The following is a 16,737-nucleotide window of genomic DNA, read 5'->3' on the forward strand; positions in this document are numbered from 1 at the left end:
TATAATTAGGGGCTGATTGCGATCACGAAGGTGTCATAAGCATCTTCTTTGGATGCAACTTATGAAAATTTTGTTGGTAGAGGATGATATATTACTTAGTGCAGCATTGGCAGAGTTGTTGAGTGCAAATCGTTATACTATCGACGTAGCAAGCAATGGACAAACTGGGCTAGACCTAGCAATATCGGTTGAATATGACTTGATTTTGCTGGACTGGTTAATTCCTAAGCTGGATGGCATTAACTTGTGTCGGCAACTACGAAAGCAAGGCTACCGTAAATCTATTCTGTTATTAACAGGCAAAAATTCTAATGCAGATATTGTAGCGGGTTTAGACGCGGGAGCAGATGATTACGTCATTAAGCCCTTTGACCAGGAAGCATTACTAGCAAGAATTCGGTCTTTGTTGCGGCGGAGTGGAGTGAGTGATTCATCTACGTTAACCTGGGGAAATCTCTGTTTAGATCCAAGTGCCGGCAGAGTGACTTGTAATGAGCAAGAAATTTCGCTGACGGCGACAGAATACAAACTGCTGGAGTTATTTTTGCAAAACCCAGATCGCATCTTTAGTCGTGCAGTGATTCTAGATCGGCTTTGGGGATTTGATGATGCACCGACTGAAAATGCAGTTACGACTCATATTAAAGATTTACGAAAGAAACTGAAAACAGGAGGTCTAACAGAGGAATTTCTAGAAACAGTATATGGCATGGGCTATCGCATCAAGCCTGTACCTAATCCTTCCATCACTGTTGGGGAAACAAATCAAGATGGGAAAAAACCCGGCCCCAAAGATATAACTTCTGTTAATCGAGTGCTAGAGCGATTTCGTAATTCTTTTGGCGCACAGGTTGTAGTACTGGAGCAGGCAAAAATTGCACTCTTAGCAAGGAATCTAAATAAAGAATTACATCAGCAAGCATTGCACGAAGCGCATAAGCTAGCAGGTTCGATGGGAACGTTCGGTTATCCAGAAGGTTCCCGGCTAGCACGGAAAATAGAACATTTGCTGCTTGCAGATTTCCCCCTCTTAGCAGATAAAATCTCTGATTTTTCGCAATTGGTAACAACATTACAGCAAGAATTAACTCACCCTGCTGTCATTTCCACCGCTCAAAGCGTCCCGATGAAGCCAACTTATCGGTTGTTAGTAATCGATGATGATGTGACGTTGACAAAGCAGTTGCAAGCAGAAGCCGACTCATGGGGGATCAGGATGAAGATTGCACCCAACTTAGCAGCGGCCCGATCGCGTCTAGCTTTAAAAACTCCTGACGCAGTTTTACTCGATTTGAGTTTTCCGGGAACAGAGGAAGACGGATTAATATTATTGAGCGAGATTGCACAGCGATCGCCAAATATCCCAGTGATTGTCTTTACAGGACGAGATACCTTGGCAGATCGATTGGCAGTATCGCGTTTAAGAGCTAGACAATTTTTGCATAAGCCTGCGACAACCGAAGAGATTTTTCAGGCGATCGCTCGTGTCCTACCTCAACCGAAAATTTCTGAAGCTAAAGTCTTAATCGTAGACGATGACCCTGTAATCCTGGCTGGACTATCGGCGTTGCTAACCCCTTGGGGAGTGGAAGTAACAACCCTCTCCCAATCACAGCAATTTTGGAAGGTTTTGATGGCAACATCTCCAGATTTGGTAGTACTAGATTTAGAAATGCCAATAGTTAATGGATTAGAGTTGTGCCAAGTCGTGCGACAGGATGCCCAGTGGGGAGATTTACCTGTTTTGGTAGTAACAGCCCATACTGAAGCAGAATCCCTTCAGCAAGCCTTCGCTGCCGGAGCCGATGATTTTATTAGCAAGCCAGTGCTAGGGCCTGAACTTGTGACAAGGGTACTGAGCCGCATTCAAAGAACGCGCTGGCGCTCTCAGGTAGGGAGAAGTAAAGAATTATGAGAAATTATCAGCGATTATTAGTCTATGGTGTCGCTATTGGCTCAACTGCGATCGCCCTAATGCTATCGCTCTGGCTAGAACCGTTTATATCTCCAACTATTGGTGCTTTTTTTTATATAGCTATCATCGCCAGTACTTGGTCTGGTGGCTTTCGACCAGGGATCGTTACAGTTGTGCTTTCGACACTGGCGATTGATTATTTTTTTATCCTTCCGCGATATCAATTGGGGATTAATCAATCAGAAGATATATTGCGGCTAGGTCTTTTCCTAGTGGTTGCCTTGATAATTAACCTCATAACAGGCAATCTTAAGTACAGCACAAAGAAGATTCAACAACTCAATCAACAATTGTCTCAGGAAAATGCCGAGCAATTGCGGATGACTCTTGACGATCGCAAGCTTGCACAAGAAAAGCTGCAACAGCAATTTGAGCAACAACGTTTAGTGATGGAGATGAGCCAACGCATCCGGCGATCGCTCAAGTTACAAGATATCTTGCAAACCACCGTCGATGAAGTGCGGCAGTTTCTTGAGTGCGATCGCGTCATTATCTTCCAATTTTATCCAGGTTGGGGTGGAACAGTCGTGGTTGAGTCTGTTGTACCGGAATGGATGGCGATTTTACCACTCCAGATTTACGACCCTTGCATTGGTGAAGAAAACGTCGAACCTTTTAAACAAGGCTTAGTTACTGCGAAAGCTGATATTTATACTGCCGGAATTAGTCCCTGTCACGTTGAATTTTTGGCAAGTCTCCAGGTAAGGGCAAATCTGGTCGTTCCTGTTTCATTAGGAGATGAATTGTGGGGATTACTAGCAGCTCATCACTGTGCAGCTCCTCGTGAGTGGCAATCTTCAGAAATTGTCCTGTTGCGGCAGTTAGGAGCGCAGGTAAGCATTGCTATCCAGCAAGCAGCTTTATTTGAACAGTTACAAACAGAACTGATGGAGCGTAAACAGGCACAAGTTGCCCTGCAACAACTGAATACCGAACTTGAGCAACGGGTGCTAGAACGCACTGCACAACTAACAGATACAAATGATCGCCTGCAAGAAACAGTTAGAGAGCAGCAACAAACCCAGCTCATACTTTTAGAACAGGCGCATAAGCTAGAACTTCAGGCTGTAATCACCCGAAATATGGCAGAAGGGATTTGCTTAGTCAGAATCGATAATGGAGTCATTGTCTATGCCAATCCGAAATTTGAGCAGATGTTTGGCTATGACTCTGGTGAACTCAACGGTCAGGATGTTTCAATTGTGAACTATGCCAGTGAATCTTTAACTGGTGAAAATGTAAATCAAGCCATTGTATCTGCCATCTTACAAAATAGTGAAGCCACTTATGAAGTCCATAATCTTAAAAAAGATGGCACACCATTTTGGTGTAGTGTGACGACTTCTATATTCAATCATCCTGACTACGGCGATGTTCTAGTTGCAGTTCATCAAGATATCACTATTCGCAAACAAACTGAAGAAGCTTTACGCCAAAGCGAAGAAAAGTTTCGTCAGTTGGCAGAAAATATCCAAGCAGTATTTTGGATGACCGATATTCAAAATCAGCAAGTCCTCTATGTGAGCAGTGCTTATGAAAACATTTGGCAAAGCAGTTGTGAAAGTCTTTACCAAAATTATTCAGATTGGTTCGATGCAATTCACCCAGAAGATCGCCAGAGCGTCGAATTTGAAATCGTTGAACAGATGAGAACAGGGCAATACGATAAAAAATATCGAATTATCCGTCCTGATGGTTCAATCCGTTGGATTCGCGATCGCGCATTTCCGATCAAAAATGAACTAGGAGAGTTAGTTCGGATTGCTGGGATTGCCGAAGACATCAGTGAAATACAGCAAATTGATCTGATCAAGAGTGAGTTTATTGGCATCGTTAGTCACGAACTCCGCACTCCCTTAACTGCAATTCGCGCAGCACTGGGTTTACTACAAAGTGGGATCTACGACAAAAAACCAGACAAGTTTAAGCGGATGATTGAGATTGCAGCCATAGACAGCGATCGCTTAGTGCGTCTTGTCAACGATATTCTCGATTTGGAACGGTTAGAGTCGGATCGAACTTTGTTAGAAAAAACAACCTGCAATGCGGCTGATTTAATTCAACAAGCAGTAGCGGGAGTGCAAGCGATCGCCAATCAGCAAAATATTACCTTTAAGATCCACCCCACCAATGCTCAAGTTTGGGCGGCGGCTGATGCCATTGTTCAAACACTCACCAATCTCTTAGGTAATGCGATTAAATTCTCGCCTGCCGATTCTACTATTACTCTGAGTGTCCAACAGCAAACAGATCGCGTCCTGTTCCAAATAGCCGATCAAGGACGAGGCATCCCAGCAGAAAAGTTAGAAACAATCTTTGGACGATTTCAGCAAGTAGATGCTTCTGATTCTCGCACCAAAGGCGGCACAGGCTTGGGATTGGCAATCTGTCGTAGTATTATTGATCAGCACGGTGGGCAAATCTGGGTTGAAAGTACTGTTAGTGTCGGTAGCACGTTTTTCTTCACTCTGCCATTACCGGGAAATTAGGCAGGGGAGCAGAGGGGCAGGGGAGCAGGGAGCAGGGGAAGCAGGGGAAGTAGGGGGAGAATGACAAATGACAAATGACCAATGACAAATGACAAATGACAAATGACAAATGACAAATGACCAATGACAAATGACCAATGACAAATGACAAAAAAATTGTTAATTGTGGATGATGAAGAACGAATCCGCGAATTAGTACAAGCTTGTTTAGAAGACTTGGGAGGATGGGACACACTGACAGCTGCATCAGGGGAAGAAGGATTAAAAATCGCCCAGACAGAACCCATTGATGCGATTCTGCTTGATGTGTCTATGCCTGATATGGATGGCTTTGCAGTATATGAAAAACTTCAGGCAAATTCCGCGACTCAAGCAATACCAGTGATTTTTTTAACTGCGAAAGTCCAAGCAAGCGATCGCGCCCGTTTCGCTCAGATTGGAATTGCTGGGGTGATTACTAAACCTTTTGAACCCACCTCTATTTGCGAAGAAGTTACTGAGATTCTTGGATGGGACGATTAATTTTGAAGTTTTAATTTTTTATTTTTGTAATTTATTTTTCTAAATATTATCCGTCAGCTTTTGATCTCTCCAACCCGTCTTAAAAATACTACCGTGTCGTCGTCTACATAGAAATCTTTGAGAGTTGTTGTGTAATATAGCGTGGGCTAATTTGTGCAGGTCGATGCATTAGCATTGCAAGTCCATGCATTAACATTGCAGGTCGATGCATTAACATTGCAAGTTCATGCATTCGCATTGCAAGTCGATACATTCGCATTGCAGGTCGATGCATTAACATTGCAAGTCGATACATTCGCATTGCAGGTCGATGTACTGGCATTCCTCCCCAACAGTGGGGACAAATTGCAGACAATTATTTAAATCAGAGGCGAATATGCATTCTGAAAATGAATGATATTTCTCAAAAACTATATCTGGCAGTAAAAACTGTTAAAACCCATAAAGATATCGCTTCAATATCACATTTTTAACTTCAAACCCTTTGATCTAGTTAGCCTCTTTTATCAGGTTGCTACACTGTTGGGTTTGCATCTTAACTTCACGAATAGATTAACGAATGCGGTCTTCCCTAATTATTTTTTTTGTAAAAAACTAGAATCCTCACCAAATCTTTAGATTTAGAGATTATTTTTTGAAAGTCTCAATTTAATTGTGACTAGCGCTTAGAGAATCTCGCAGGTGTAAGAAGATGAACAACAGAAGTTTTGCAACTATAGACGGCAATGAGGCTGTTGCCCAAGTTGTCTATCGACTAAATGAAGTCATTGCTTACTCGATTACTTCTTCTTCACCAATGGCTGAGTGGGTGGATGCTTGGGCTAATGAAGGTAAACGCAATATTTGGGGTACTGTTCCCTCAGTGGTACAGATGCAGAGTGAAGCAGGTGTTGCTGGTAATGTACATGATGCTTTGCAAACTGGTTCACTGACAACCACATTTACAGCATCGCAGAGTTTATTGTTGATGCTCCCCAATATGTACAAAATTGCCAGAGAATTCACACCTACAGTTTTTCATATAGCAGCGCGATCGCTAGCCGCGCAAGCTCTATCTATTTTCGGCGACCACAGCGATGTGATGGCAGCACGTGATACTGGTTTTGCCATGTTGTGTGCCGCATCAGTGCAAGAAGCACAAGACTTTGCTCTAATCGCAACACGGGCAACTTTAGAATCACGAATACCCTTTCTGCATTTTTTTGATGGCTTTCGTACTTCCCATGAAATTAACCAAGTAGAGACTTTAACAGATGATGACCTGCGAGAATTCACTCCCAATGAATTGATATTCGCCCATCGGTCACGCGCCCTTACCTCCAATAAAACTGTTTTGCGCAGTAGAACACAAAACCCTGAAGTTTACTTCCAAGCCAGGAAAACTGTTAATCCTTACTATTTAGCTTGTCCAGACATTACCCAGAAAGTCATGGATGAATTTGCTGCGATGACAGGGCGACAGTACCAACTATTTGAATACCACGGCGACCCAGAAGCCGAACGAGTTATTGTGCTGATGGGTTCCGGTTGCGAAGCTGTACATGAAATAGTAAATTACCTTAACACCCTTGATCAGAAAGTGGGCGTTTTAAAAGTTAAACTATATCGCCCTTATGATGCCAAATGCTTTGTCGCTGCTTTGCCAGAAACTACCCGTAGCATCGCAGTTTTAGATTGCATCAAAGAACCAGGTGCATCTGGTGAACCATTGTATTTGGATGTAGTCGCTGCTATCCGTGAGTCATGGGGAGAAAAAGCAAGGGAGCAGGGAGCAGGGAGCAGAGGGGAGGATCTTTTCCCCTTCCCCCACTCTGTGGGGGCCCCGAGTCCCTCTGCACCTTTGCCTAAAATTATTGGTGGTCGGTATGGTTTATCTTCCAAAGAATTCACGCCAGCCATGATTAAAGCTATCTTTGAAAACCTTGCTGCTACTGAACGAAAAAAGAGAGTAACGCAAGGCAAACGCATCTAAATATTGACGAGATCCTGTGTTTAGTAATTTAACAACCACAAAATTTCTAGATGGAGGAAGGCTCTTGAGCAGAGAAGCAGAGGAGTAGAGGAGAGGCAAATACCAAGTCTTTTTTCCTCTGCCCTCTGCTGAGAACCAAACAAAGTTTCCTTAGCAGACTACTAGAGCGCGTTGATGATGTAGTCTATGTAGGAATTGATCTCAAGTCCAGGATCGCCTGTTAAACCATGATTAGCCTTGATATACTTGAGCGCTTCAGCATACCAACTGGGAACCAATTCAAAGCTACTGTGCATTTCAGCCAGACCTGCCAACATATAATCATCAGCAGGGCCCGTACCGCCTGCAATCAGGCAGTATTGAATTATTCGCACATAATAGCCGATATCACGTAAGCACTTAGCTTTGCCGCGACCATCAGAAGCATAGTTGTTGCCTTGCATGGTGGTGGTATAGGGGAACTTTTGGTAGACTGCATTCGCAGCACCTTCAGCCAACTGTTGAGCTTTCAAACCCAACTGCTTTGCTGCTTCCAGGTCTGCGGTAGCCAAGCGCAAGCGACCAAATGCAATTTGAAGTTCGACGTTGCCTAAGTAACGACCTTGAGAATCAGCAGATCCAACCGCTTCTGTCAATTGTGTTTTCATTTAAATGATATTTTCCTAATGTTTCAAAAAGTTTTATCTGGACAAAGTTTTAGTGCCAAAGAGCGTTAGCTTACTGCTGCTGCCGCCCGATCAAAGTAGCTAGATAATTCAGCCATCAAAGAGCTACAGTCACCTGGTTGGATATTGTTGCGATCGTTGGCGATCGCAATGGCAGCTTCTTTCATCTTGATGATGCTGATTCCCGTGGAAGGCCCAGGAACACCCAAAGCCAAATAAGTTTCACGCAGACCATTCAAACAGCGATCGTCCAGAACGCTGGAATCTCCCAGGAACATCGCATAGGTGACATAGCGCAAAATGATGTCCATATCGCGCATACAGGCAGAAACCCGACGGTTGGTGTAAGCATTTCCACCAGGAGCAATCAACTGGGGCTGCTCTGCAAACAATGCACGAGCTGCATTGGTGATGATCGCTGAAGAGTTACTTGTAATCCGGTTCACAACATCGGTGCGCTTCGCACCATCTTTAACCACAGCCAACAAAGCATCAATTTGCTCGTTACTGACTAACTGACCACGAGTATCGGCCTGGGAAACAACCTTGGTAAAGGCATCTAACATTAATCCAGTCTCCTAAATTTGTTCAATTGAGTAAAGTTATGTCTCAAAACTAAGAGGTTCAGTCTTTGTAATCTGTTTGTACAATGCAGTGAGAAACATTTTTATGAAAAATCATTGATACCTTTCGCATCAATGAGAGTTGAAGGTAATTGCACTAATGTCTGCGAGGGTGCAGAAAAAGGAGACAAATCCAGCTGGGAAACTGCGTTTCGGACAGAGAACTCAGCAGTTCATCTCTTACCCTTAGCTGCAATTTTTGTTTCATTGATACTATTCTTTACACTCGAATTATTTCAAAAATGTTACATTCGCCATTATTTTATGGCTGAATCTCGCGATCGCACCCGTTTCCCTCAGATCGGAATTTCTGGGGTGATTACCAAACTTTTTAAACCCAACTCTATTTACAAAAAAGTTATAGAAATTCTGGGTTGCGACAATTAATTTTGAGGTTTTGTAACAAATTCTATATCTTCATTAGTTTTTTATGTTTTGGATTTATCTTTCTTAGTTACAGATAAAATTATTTTGAATGATAGGAAAGTCTAATTAAATGAAATGAATATAGTAAAGGAGGTAAATACAATTAGCAAAACGATATTGCTAATTGATGATGAATTGAATGTACGTGAGATAGTAAAACTTTGCCTCCAAGATTTAGCTGGTTGGAATGTGGTGACAGCAGATTCTCCATTAGAAGGATTACAGAGTGCAGTACGCGATAGTCCCGATGCAATTGTATTAGATATCTCAATCCATGACACTGCTAGTTTTGAACTTATAAATAAAATCAGAAATAATCCAGAAACTCAAGCTATTCCTGTAGTCTTGCTTAGTGCTAAAGTACGATGGCTGAATTCGCAAATTCTGCGACAGTATGAAGTTGCAGGTTTAATCCTCAAACCTTTTGATCCAGTTACCCTGCCTGCTCAGATTGCTACACTGCTGGGTTGGGATTTTACTTCACTAATAAATTAAAAAAGTGTCGCTTTTCCACCCCTGTCTAAAGCCGACGGGCTACCAAGCTCCCGGTTGTTTTACGTGTAAAAGGAATACGGTTTAGTTAGTGCCAAAACCCTTAAACTGCATAGTGGTCTGTCCCAAAAGTTTTGATAGGTGAATCACTTTTAAATTTCTCTTCTTTACCTCTTCTACTTTGCGCTCTACCCTTCGGGAAGCCACTTCTCTACGAGACGCTGCGCGAACGTGTCTATGCGCCCTTTGCGGTTCGTTCTTTTATCCCTCGGAATTAATAGGACAGACCAATAGTGGTTCATGTCATTAATTTTGACGAGTAGATAAATTCTTCTATTTCTCTTCTTCCTTCTCTGCGAGCCGCTGCGTGTAGCTTGCTTCTTTGCAGGAGTACGCGGTTCATTCTCTTATCCCTCAAAATTAATGCCATAGATCCAGTAATATGCCCCATGCTGTATGGGCTGTGAAACCGCGCGTTACCCTGAATGACCAAAATAGCTTTATGATTCTCTACAAAACCATATTTGAAAATATTGTGGTAGTAGACCTAAATATTTTCAAGCTCAGTCTGAAACATAGTAAATTACTTAAAAGTGATTCGTGCAATCTGGGTATTGAACGTTCTTCCAGGGTCAAATAAAGTGCAGGGAGATGAAAAGTATGGCTGAACACCCATTTCATGACCAACTGAGTTTAGAGGAGCAAGCTGAGAAACTTGGAAAGCAAGCAATAAGTTTGGGTCTGATTCCCAGCTTTGTGGTGCATTACTTTCCAGATACTTGGGTATTTTATATACCTAATGAAAGTCAATCAGAAGCGCTGACACCAGAAGAGGCATACTTTCGTTTAAAGCAACTGGTTAAACAGTAGATATTTTAACGACAATTTTTTGAAGATAACAGCTGAGTACTGTAATTGTTAAGTAACAGTAGTTATGGCGAAACCTGCAATTTTAACCGTCGATGACGATCCAGAAGTGTTGCAAGCAGTGTCACGAGACTTGCGGCATCAGTATGGCGATCGCTTCCGCATTGTCCGGGCAGATTCCGGGATTACCGCTCTGGATGCGGTGCAGCAACTCAAATTACGGAATGAAGCAGTTGCTTTATTCTTGGTGGATCAAAGAATGCCCCAAATGGGAGGTGTCGAGTTCCTTGAACAGGCAAAAGTTATATTTCCTGATGCGAAACGTGCTTTGCTGACGGCCTATGCAGATACAGATGCAGCGATTAAATCAATTAATAGTGCCAGACTTGATTACTACTTACTTAAGCCCTGGAATCCACCAGAAGAGCGATTATATCCAGTTTTGGATGATTTACTCGATGACTGGCTAGCGGGATTCCGTCCACCCTTTGAAGGGATTCGAGTCATTGGTAATCGCTGGTCGCCTTTTTCCCATCAGGTAAAAGACTTCCTGGCGCGTAACCAGATTCCCTACAAGTGGTTGGATATTGAACTGGAGCCGGATGCAGCCAAATTATTAGAATACGCAGAAGCTGATGGTAGACAGCAATTGCCCTTGGTGCTGTTTCCCGATGGTTCCAGATTAATCCAACCATCTAATTTAGAGATTGCCGCTAAAATTGGACTGCAAACCCAGGCAGAGCGACCATTTTATGACTTGGCGATCGTTGGTGGTGGCCCTGCTGGACTGGCAGCCGCAGTCTATGGCGCTTCTGAAGGATTGAGTACGGTGTTAATTGAGCGTGAAGCTCCGGGTGGTCAAGCAGGCACGAGTTCGCGCATTGAAAACTATCTGGGGTTTCCTGTTGGCTTGAGCGGTAGTGATTTGGCCAGGCGGGGAGTCACCCAAGCGCGGCGATTTGGGGTAGAAATTCTCACTCCTCAAGTAGTAACTGGAGTTAAGCTGCAAGATCCTTATCGGGTTCTGCAATTGGCGGATGGCAGTGAGATTAGTTGCCATGCACTTTTAGTTGCAACCGGCGTTTCCTACCGTTGGCTAAATGTTCCAGGAGCCGAGAAATTGACAGGAGCCGGAATTTATTACGGTGCTGCGATGACTGAGGCGATCGCCTGTAGCAATGAAGAGGTTTACCTTATCGGTGGGGCAAATTCTGCTGGACAAGCAGCCATGCACTTTTCTAAATATGCCAGCAAAGTGATTATGCTGGTGCGGGGCGAGTCGCTTTCATCGAGTATGTCCCAATACTTGATTGACCAAATTGCGGCGACTGCAAATATCAAAGTTTGTACAGGTTGCAGTGTTGTGGAAGTGAAGGGAGATGAACATCTAGAAGAAATTGTGATTGCCCATGCCAAGACTGGACAAACCCAAACCATGCCAGCGCGATCGCTTTTCATCTTCATCGGTGCTATCCCCAAAACTGATTGGCTCGATGGTGTTATTCGACGCGATACTCAGGGGTTTATCATCACAGGCCCCGACTTAACGCAAAATGGCAAATCTCCTCCAGGTTGGCCTTTGGAACGCTCACCTTTCTTGCTAGAATCCAGCGTTCCTGGCATCTTTGCAGCCGGAGATGTGCGATCTGGGTCAATTAAGCGGGTGGCATCCGGTGTGGGTGAAGGTTCGATCGCGATTCAATTTGTTCACCGCTACTTGAGCAATGTTTAGCTGAAGCGGGATAGACTCAGTTACCGTACTTAGCAAATTGCATTACTATCTATCATTTTAAGTAAAATCTGCAAACCCCCTCCTCTGCTCCCTGCTCCCTGCTCCCTGCCCCCTGCCCCCTGCCCCCTGCCCCCTGCCCTCTCAAGGAGGTTGATTCATGTTGTGTATTGAAGAATTGATCAACTTAGACCCGTTTCAACAGCTTTCTCAAGAGCAATTGGAGTGGGTTTGCGATCGCGCTCAAACAGTTGAACTTTCTGGTGGAGAAGTGTTGTCCCATGAGGGAGACCCTGCATGTCGCTTATTTATCTTAGTCAAAGGTAAAATCAACATCACCCGCCGCAGTGAAGGAGTTGAAATTCCCATCGGGCAACACGAAGCCCCATCCTTTTTTGGTGAAATTCCAGTACTCACGGATGAACCTGCACCTGTCACAATGCGGGCATTCACAAATTGCCACCTCTATCAACTCAAAGGAGAAGATTTCCGTAAGCTGCTGCATGAATGTCGTAATTTTGAGCGGATGGTCTTCCGCATTATGGAACGTCGGATGCGGGGACTAGAGTCCTTTATTCGGGGACGGGAAAAGATGGCCGCTTTAGGGACACTTTCCGCCGGTCTAGCTCATGAACTCAACAACCCAGCCTCAGCCCTCGTTCGGACTTTAGGGGAAATGCCGGCCGCCATCCTGGAACTACAACGAATGAACTTAGTTTATGGGCAACGCAATGTTGAAGAAGCCCATACTCAAGACTGGTTGAGAATCCGGGATCAGGGCTATGATGCAATTTTGAATAATCGCCTAGATCCAGTGACATTAAGCGATCGCGAAAATGTCTTGCTGGAATGGTTAGAAGATTATGGTGTGAAGCAGGCATGGAAATTAGCCGAACCTTTAGCAGAAGGTGGTGTTGAGGTCGAAACCCTAGATAAGATGATGGAACGTTGGCGCAACGACGAGACTGAATTGCGAGAAATGGGATTGCACTGGCTATCGCTCTCATTTGAAGTCATGTCAATGATTAAACATGGTTTACGAGGAGCTGAGAGGATTTCTGAACTTGTGCAAGCGATGAAGTCATACTCTTACCTCGATCAAGGCGTTCAGCAAGAAGTCGATGTGCATCAAGGTTTAGAAGATACATTGCGACTGTTTGTTCATAAACTCAAGTGCGGCATCCAAGTACAACGCAATTACGAGCAACATCTTCCCAAAATTCTTGCTTATGGGAGTGAACTAAATCAGGTGTGGACGAACTTGATTGATAATGCCATAGATGCAATGGATGGTAAGGGACTGCTGGAAATTACAACACACCATTGCGATCGCTTTGCCCATATTGACATTATCGATTCTGGTAGTGGAATTCCACCTGAAATCAAAACCCGCATTTTTGAACCTTTTTTCACTACCAAATCAGTAGGGCGTGGTTCTGGACTCGGTTTGGAAACCGTTCGCCGGATTGTAGAAAATCGTCATCACGGTACGCTCTCATTTAAATCACAGCCAGGTAGAACTTGTTTTACTATTTGCTTGCCCAAGTCAGCCCCTTTGGGGAATTAAAAATTAAAAATTAAAGATTAAAAATTAAAGACAATAAGTGAGAACCTGTCTGACTTTTCACGGCATCTGTAAAACCTCTCTTTTTTTAGGAGAGACTTTGAATTTTCCCCCTTCCCGCGTCAGGAAGGGGGTTAGGAGGTTAGGTTTTTGGTGGACTTTTCCACATAACCTGAAAAGTCAGGGGAGCCTGTAACTCGAAATTAATTAATTCAAAATTTTCTTTATTCTTCCTAACAGAATTTTGAATTTTGCATTTTGATAGGACTTACGCACGAGTTACGGAATAACGAACCACAGAGGCACAGAAGGCACGGAGAAATCAGAGTTTGAGAGATAATTTGCGTAAGTCCTATTTGAATTAAACAAAGGTCAAATCAATGAATCATTGATTCTGGCGGCGCTTTTATTGATTGCTGGAATTGTTCTATTAATTGTGTCAGGGTATCATCATCAGCTAAAGTGCCCAAAATTTGCAGAATTTACTTTGAAGTAATTTGAAGTAATTTAAGCACGCCAGCGAAGTACTTGATCCTTAACGGGGTTCACAAATTCTCGTCCTTCAGCGACAGACCGAGCATACTCCCGCTTTAACTGGTAATACCACTGCGCCTGCATATCTGAATCCTTAATCAGTCGCAGAACAGGATTATATTTAAGGCTAATCTGTTGCTTTTCCACAACCGTTCGGTCTTGACCCAGGAAGGTTTGTGCCAATACATGCAGCAGTGGCTTGAAAAATCCCACCCAGGGAAGTGTCGAGTAAAGAACAAAAGTTACCTCAGTTTCTGTGTCTGAAATGGGGGTAACTGCCGTTAAATTAACAACTCTATGCTTGCCAATTGTGGTTTCTTCTATTCTGACGCTAGGTAAACGAAAAGAAATCTCTGTTTCCGGCACACCACCGCCAATCAGCAAGTATAATCGACCCCCATTTGCAGGCAATCGGTGTCGTCGCATAGTAAAGCCGTAAGGCGAAGCATCGAATTGCTTGACTTCCTCATGCAGTTGCCCACTTCGCCACCACCAAGCACGATGAACATAAGGTGAATGAGCAGGATCCATCAGACCTACTACTGCATGATCCACAAAACAGGGAAATCTCATCACCTCTATAAATTGGGGCGATTGCTCTTCAAACCCTGGAATCACCGGAATCTCCATCTCAGAAGCAGCAGGCTGAGATTTATCGGGATCAGCCATATATATCCAAATATTCCCTTGGGCTTCCCGAACTTCGTAGGATTGTACGTCAAAGCGGCTTAAATCCATCTGCTGCTCCTCAACAAGAGATGGAATTGCAGTACAGCGTCCAGCCGGGTTAAAGCGCCAACCGTGATAGCAGCATTCCACTTCTTGCCCATCGAATCTACCACAACTCAAAGGCACAGCACGATGAGGACAAATATCTCTCATAGCCGAGACTTTACCATTTTGATCTCGGACTAACAGCACAGGTTCACCCAAGAAAATGCGGCTGATCATCATACCTGGCTTGATATGATTACTAGGCAGAGCATAGTACCAAGTATTACGTAATACAAAGTTATCGTTATTTTTCATCACTAATTGCCTCTGCCTTTGACACAACGAAAGTTTTGGTTTGTGGAAAGGAAGGTTATGCTTAGAAACATTCTTTCAGATTTTTAATTGCTGTAAGTAAATTCAACTGATGCACTTGTTAGTCGTGTTCGTAATTCTCTCAGATTTGGGTTGTTCTGAGAGGATTGTAGATGTGAGGTTGCATTATTCGCCAGAAATTTGGACGAATACCGTTCTTTTGCGCGGCCCATCCAACTCAAAAAACAACACAGATTGCCAGGTTCCCAAAGCTAATTTCCCATCCACAATGGGAATTATCTCACTAGTGGTCAGCATCATTGCCATTAAGTGAGAGTGAGCATTAATCGGCTCATCTTCTGGAACATCTCTTAAATGCAAGTCATTATGTAAGTAACTGTCTGAGTCTGGCGCTAGTTTTTGTAAGAATACTTTTATATCTTCTAACAGTCTGACTTCATTCTCATTAATAGCTAAAGCTGTTGTTGTATGTCGAGAAAATACTAACACTTGTCCATTTTTAATTGATGTTGAAGCAAGAAAATCTTGAATTTGTGGTGTGATATTATGAATATTAATTTTTGGCTCAGTCTCAATTTCAATTAGCTTATTAATAATCGGCATCTGTTCAATTTTATATTTAAGATTGTAGGGGAGGCAGGAGGCAGAACGAATGACTTTTAACTCCTAACTATAGTTTTTAAACCTTGTACTAATCTTTCTATACCTTCTTTGGCAGTCTCTTTTTGCAGCGCACCGTAAGCAACGCGCAGGTAACATCCGTCATCCATGCCAAAAGTTGTACCTGGAATGACTGCTACTTTATGTTCCTGGATTAGTCTTTTAACTAACTCAAAAGCATCCATTTGAGTATTAACTTTGAGGAAAAAATAGAAAGCGCCATTAGCAGGCGTGATACTACATAAACCTTGTAAGCGGTTAAGGGAGTCGAGTACTAATTGCCGCACTTGAGAAATTGCACCTATATTATTCTGCAAATACTCCTCTTTTGCCTGCAATGCCCCTAAAGCTGCATATTGAGAAATGACTGGCGGACAAATCAAAATTGTATCCTGGACTTTTTTGATAGCGACAAATAAGTGTTTGGGAATCACCATATAGCCAATACGCCAACTAGCAAAACCGTATGCTTTGGAAAGGCTAAATAGAGAAATAGTGTACTTGCTACTCCCAAATGCACCAGGAGAAACGTGTTTTACACCGTTATAGGTAAAGTGTTGATATGCTTCATCGCTGATGTGGTAAATGCCATTAGTGTCACAAATTTGATTTACTTGACACAACGCTGCTTCTGAATAGACGACTCCAGTGGGATTATTTGGTGAAATTGTTACCACAGCCCGTGTTTTGGGAGTAATTGCTTGAGCGATCGCATTTGGGCGTAGTTGGTAATTTTTATCTGTCGCCACTAACACCGGATGACAACCAGCAATTGCGATCGCCATTTCATGGTTGAAATAGTAAGGCGTATTCAAAATAATTTCATCGCCGGGGTTAGTAATAGCAAGAATGGCATTCATAAATCCCATATTGCTCCCTGCTGTCACGACGATGCAGTTTTCCTCATTGATTTCAATACCATTGAAGGCTTGCAATTTTCCAGCAAGTGCTGTCAGCAATGGGGGAATTCCCTCAACTGATTTGTATAAATTGTTAGCGGGTTCGGCGAAAAAATTGGGTAAAAATTCGATAGTTTCCGGTGGAGGGTTATAATGAACAACACCCTGTCCTAGAGAGATTGTTCCTGGAGAGTTTTTAATCAGTTCCCCAACCACAGGAATAATCGGCGACTGTACACCCTGCATACGAGAGGTTAGGGATTCCATATTTAC

General features: G+C 43.2%; 14 protein-coding genes and 1 pseudogene. 9 read left to right on the forward strand and 6 right to left on the reverse strand.

The genetic code is table 11. The annotated features are described in order from the left end of the window. The first annotated feature begins 61 nt into the window (after positions 1-61). From H6G86_RS01135 to H6G86_RS01145, 3 genes are all read left to right on the forward strand, one after another. Positions 62-1,915 carry a response regulator gene (locus H6G86_RS01135; RefSeq protein ID WP_190932733.1) on the forward strand — a complete coding sequence of 618 codons (1,854 nt, stop codon included), beginning with the start codon at positions 62-64 and terminating at the stop codon, positions 1,913-1,915. Next, positions 1,912-4,464 (forward strand): ATP-binding protein, encoded by a 2,553-nt coding sequence (locus H6G86_RS01140; protein ID WP_190932734.1) that lies wholly within the window; start codon positions 1,912-1,914, stop codon positions 4,462-4,464. Before H6G86_RS01135 ends, H6G86_RS01140 begins: the two co-directional genes overlap by 4 nt. A gap of 144 nt (positions 4,465-4,608) precedes the next feature. Beyond that, a complete protein-coding gene (locus H6G86_RS01145) occupies positions 4,609-4,986 on the forward strand; it encodes a response regulator (protein ID WP_174710419.1) in 378 nt (125 codons plus the stop codon). 103 nt (positions 4,987-5,089) lie between these two features. Here H6G86_RS01145 and H6G86_RS01150 read toward each other — a convergent pair whose 3' ends face one another. Further along, positions 5,090-5,308 carry a hypothetical protein gene (locus tag H6G86_RS01150; RefSeq protein ID WP_190932735.1) on the reverse strand — a complete coding sequence of 73 codons (219 nt, stop codon included), beginning with the start codon at positions 5,306-5,308 and terminating at the stop codon, positions 5,090-5,092. Between the two features lie 369 nt (positions 5,309-5,677). Here H6G86_RS01150 and H6G86_RS01155 point away from each other — a divergent pair. Then, a pseudogene (locus H6G86_RS01155) lies at positions 5,678-6,946 on the forward strand (pyruvate:ferredoxin (flavodoxin) oxidoreductase); the annotation flags it as partial. A gap of 173 nt (positions 6,947-7,119) precedes the next feature. Here H6G86_RS01155 and H6G86_RS01160 read toward each other — a convergent pair. Next, positions 7,120-7,605 (reverse strand): bilin-binding protein, encoded by a 486-nt coding sequence (locus H6G86_RS01160; protein ID WP_114080581.1) that lies wholly within the window; start codon positions 7,603-7,605, stop codon positions 7,120-7,122. Positions 7,606-7,670: 65 nt separating this feature from the next. Continuing rightward, positions 7,671-8,189, reverse strand: coding sequence for a C-phycocyanin subunit beta (gene cpcB, locus H6G86_RS01165; RefSeq protein WP_190932736.1), 519 nt, complete (start codon positions 8,187-8,189; stop codon positions 7,671-7,673). Between the two features lie 132 nt (positions 8,190-8,321). Here cpcB and H6G86_RS38360 point away from each other — a divergent pair, with 132 nt between their 5' ends. From H6G86_RS38360 to H6G86_RS01185, 5 genes are all read left to right on the forward strand, one after another. Continuing rightward, on the forward strand, positions 8,322-8,633 hold the full coding sequence (locus tag H6G86_RS38360) for a response regulator (protein ID WP_206758420.1): 312 nt from the start codon (positions 8,322-8,324) through the stop codon (positions 8,631-8,633). A 114-nt stretch (positions 8,634-8,747) separates the two neighbouring features. After that, on the forward strand, positions 8,748-9,167 hold the full coding sequence (locus H6G86_RS01170; RefSeq protein WP_190932737.1) for a response regulator: 420 nt from the start codon (positions 8,748-8,750) through the stop codon (positions 9,165-9,167). Positions 9,168-9,824: 657 nt separating this feature from the next. Then, a complete protein-coding gene (locus H6G86_RS01175; RefSeq protein ID WP_190932738.1) occupies positions 9,825-10,034 on the forward strand; it encodes a hypothetical protein in 210 nt (69 codons plus the stop codon). 64 nt (positions 10,035-10,098) lie between these two features. Then, positions 10,099-11,763 carry an FAD-dependent oxidoreductase gene (locus H6G86_RS01180; RefSeq protein ID WP_190932739.1) on the forward strand — a complete coding sequence of 555 codons (1,665 nt, stop codon included), beginning with the start codon at positions 10,099-10,101 and terminating at the stop codon, positions 11,761-11,763. A 157-nt stretch (positions 11,764-11,920) separates the two neighbouring features. Further along, positions 11,921-13,327: an ATP-binding protein gene (locus H6G86_RS01185; RefSeq protein ID WP_190932740.1), complete on the forward strand. Its 1,407-nt coding sequence runs from the start codon at positions 11,921-11,923 to the stop codon at positions 13,325-13,327. A 504-nt stretch (positions 13,328-13,831) separates the two neighbouring features. On the opposite strand, the gene H6G86_RS01190 is transcribed toward H6G86_RS01185, so the two are convergent. From H6G86_RS01190 to H6G86_RS01200, 3 genes are all read right to left on the reverse strand, one after another. Next, positions 13,832-14,887 carry a Rieske 2Fe-2S domain-containing protein gene (locus H6G86_RS01190; RefSeq protein ID WP_190932741.1) on the reverse strand — a complete coding sequence of 352 codons (1,056 nt, stop codon included), beginning with the start codon at positions 14,885-14,887 and terminating at the stop codon, positions 13,832-13,834. A 183-nt stretch (positions 14,888-15,070) separates the two neighbouring features. Then, positions 15,071-15,508: a secondary thiamine-phosphate synthase enzyme YjbQ gene (locus H6G86_RS01195; protein ID WP_190932742.1), complete on the reverse strand. Its 438-nt coding sequence runs from the start codon at positions 15,506-15,508 to the stop codon at positions 15,071-15,073. A gap of 56 nt (positions 15,509-15,564) precedes the next feature. Next, entirely contained in the window at positions 15,565-16,731 is a 1,167-nt protein-coding gene (locus H6G86_RS01200; RefSeq protein ID WP_190932743.1) for a pyridoxal phosphate-dependent aminotransferase, read from the reverse strand. Positions 16,732-16,737: the final 6 nt, after the last annotated feature.

It is taken from the genome of Nostoc sp. FACHB-133, assembly GCF_014698055.1.
In the GTDB taxonomy this organism is placed as follows: domain Bacteria; phylum Cyanobacteriota; class Cyanobacteriia; order Cyanobacteriales; family Nostocaceae; genus Nostoc.

What these genes read in the sequence shown, in the direction of transcription:
- H6G86_RS01185 (WP_190932740.1), top strand. Translation starts at nt 11,921, where the DNA reads ATGTTGTGTATTGAAGAATTGATCAACTTAGACCCGTTTCAACAGCTT.
- H6G86_RS01140 (WP_190932734.1), top strand. Translation starts at nt 1,912, where the DNA reads ATGAGAAATTATCAGCGATTATTAGTCTATGGTGTCGCTATTGGCTCA.
- H6G86_RS01150 (WP_190932735.1), bottom strand. Translation starts at nt 5,308, where the DNA reads ATGCCAGTACATCGACCTGCAATGCGAATGTATCGACTTGCAATGTTA.
- H6G86_RS01175 (WP_190932738.1), top strand. Translation starts at nt 9,825, where the DNA reads ATGGCTGAACACCCATTTCATGACCAACTGAGTTTAGAGGAGCAAGCT.
- H6G86_RS01170 (WP_190932737.1), top strand. Translation starts at nt 8,748, where the DNA reads ATGAATATAGTAAAGGAGGTAAATACAATTAGCAAAACGATATTGCTA.
- H6G86_RS01160 (WP_114080581.1), bottom strand. Translation starts at nt 7,605, where the DNA reads ATGAAAACACAATTGACAGAAGCGGTTGGATCTGCTGATTCTCAAGGT.
- H6G86_RS01200 (WP_190932743.1), bottom strand. Translation starts at nt 16,731, where the DNA reads ATGGAATCCCTAACCTCTCGTATGCAGGGTGTACAGTCGCCGATTATT.
- H6G86_RS01195 (WP_190932742.1), bottom strand. Translation starts at nt 15,508, where the DNA reads ATGCCGATTATTAATAAGCTAATTGAAATTGAGACTGAGCCAAAAATT.
- H6G86_RS01135 (WP_190932733.1), top strand. Translation starts at nt 62, where the DNA reads ATGAAAATTTTGTTGGTAGAGGATGATATATTACTTAGTGCAGCATTG.
- cpcB (WP_190932736.1), bottom strand. Translation starts at nt 8,189, where the DNA reads ATGTTAGATGCCTTTACCAAGGTTGTTTCCCAGGCCGATACTCGTGGT.
- H6G86_RS01190 (WP_190932741.1), bottom strand. Translation starts at nt 14,887, where the DNA reads ATGAAAAATAACGATAACTTTGTATTACGTAATACTTGGTACTATGCT.
- H6G86_RS01180 (WP_190932739.1), top strand. Translation starts at nt 10,099, where the DNA reads ATGGCGAAACCTGCAATTTTAACCGTCGATGACGATCCAGAAGTGTTG.
- H6G86_RS01145 (WP_174710419.1), top strand. Translation starts at nt 4,609, where the DNA reads ATGACAAAAAAATTGTTAATTGTGGATGATGAAGAACGAATCCGCGAA.
- H6G86_RS38360 (WP_206758420.1), top strand. Translation starts at nt 8,322, where the DNA reads ATGAGAGTTGAAGGTAATTGCACTAATGTCTGCGAGGGTGCAGAAAAA.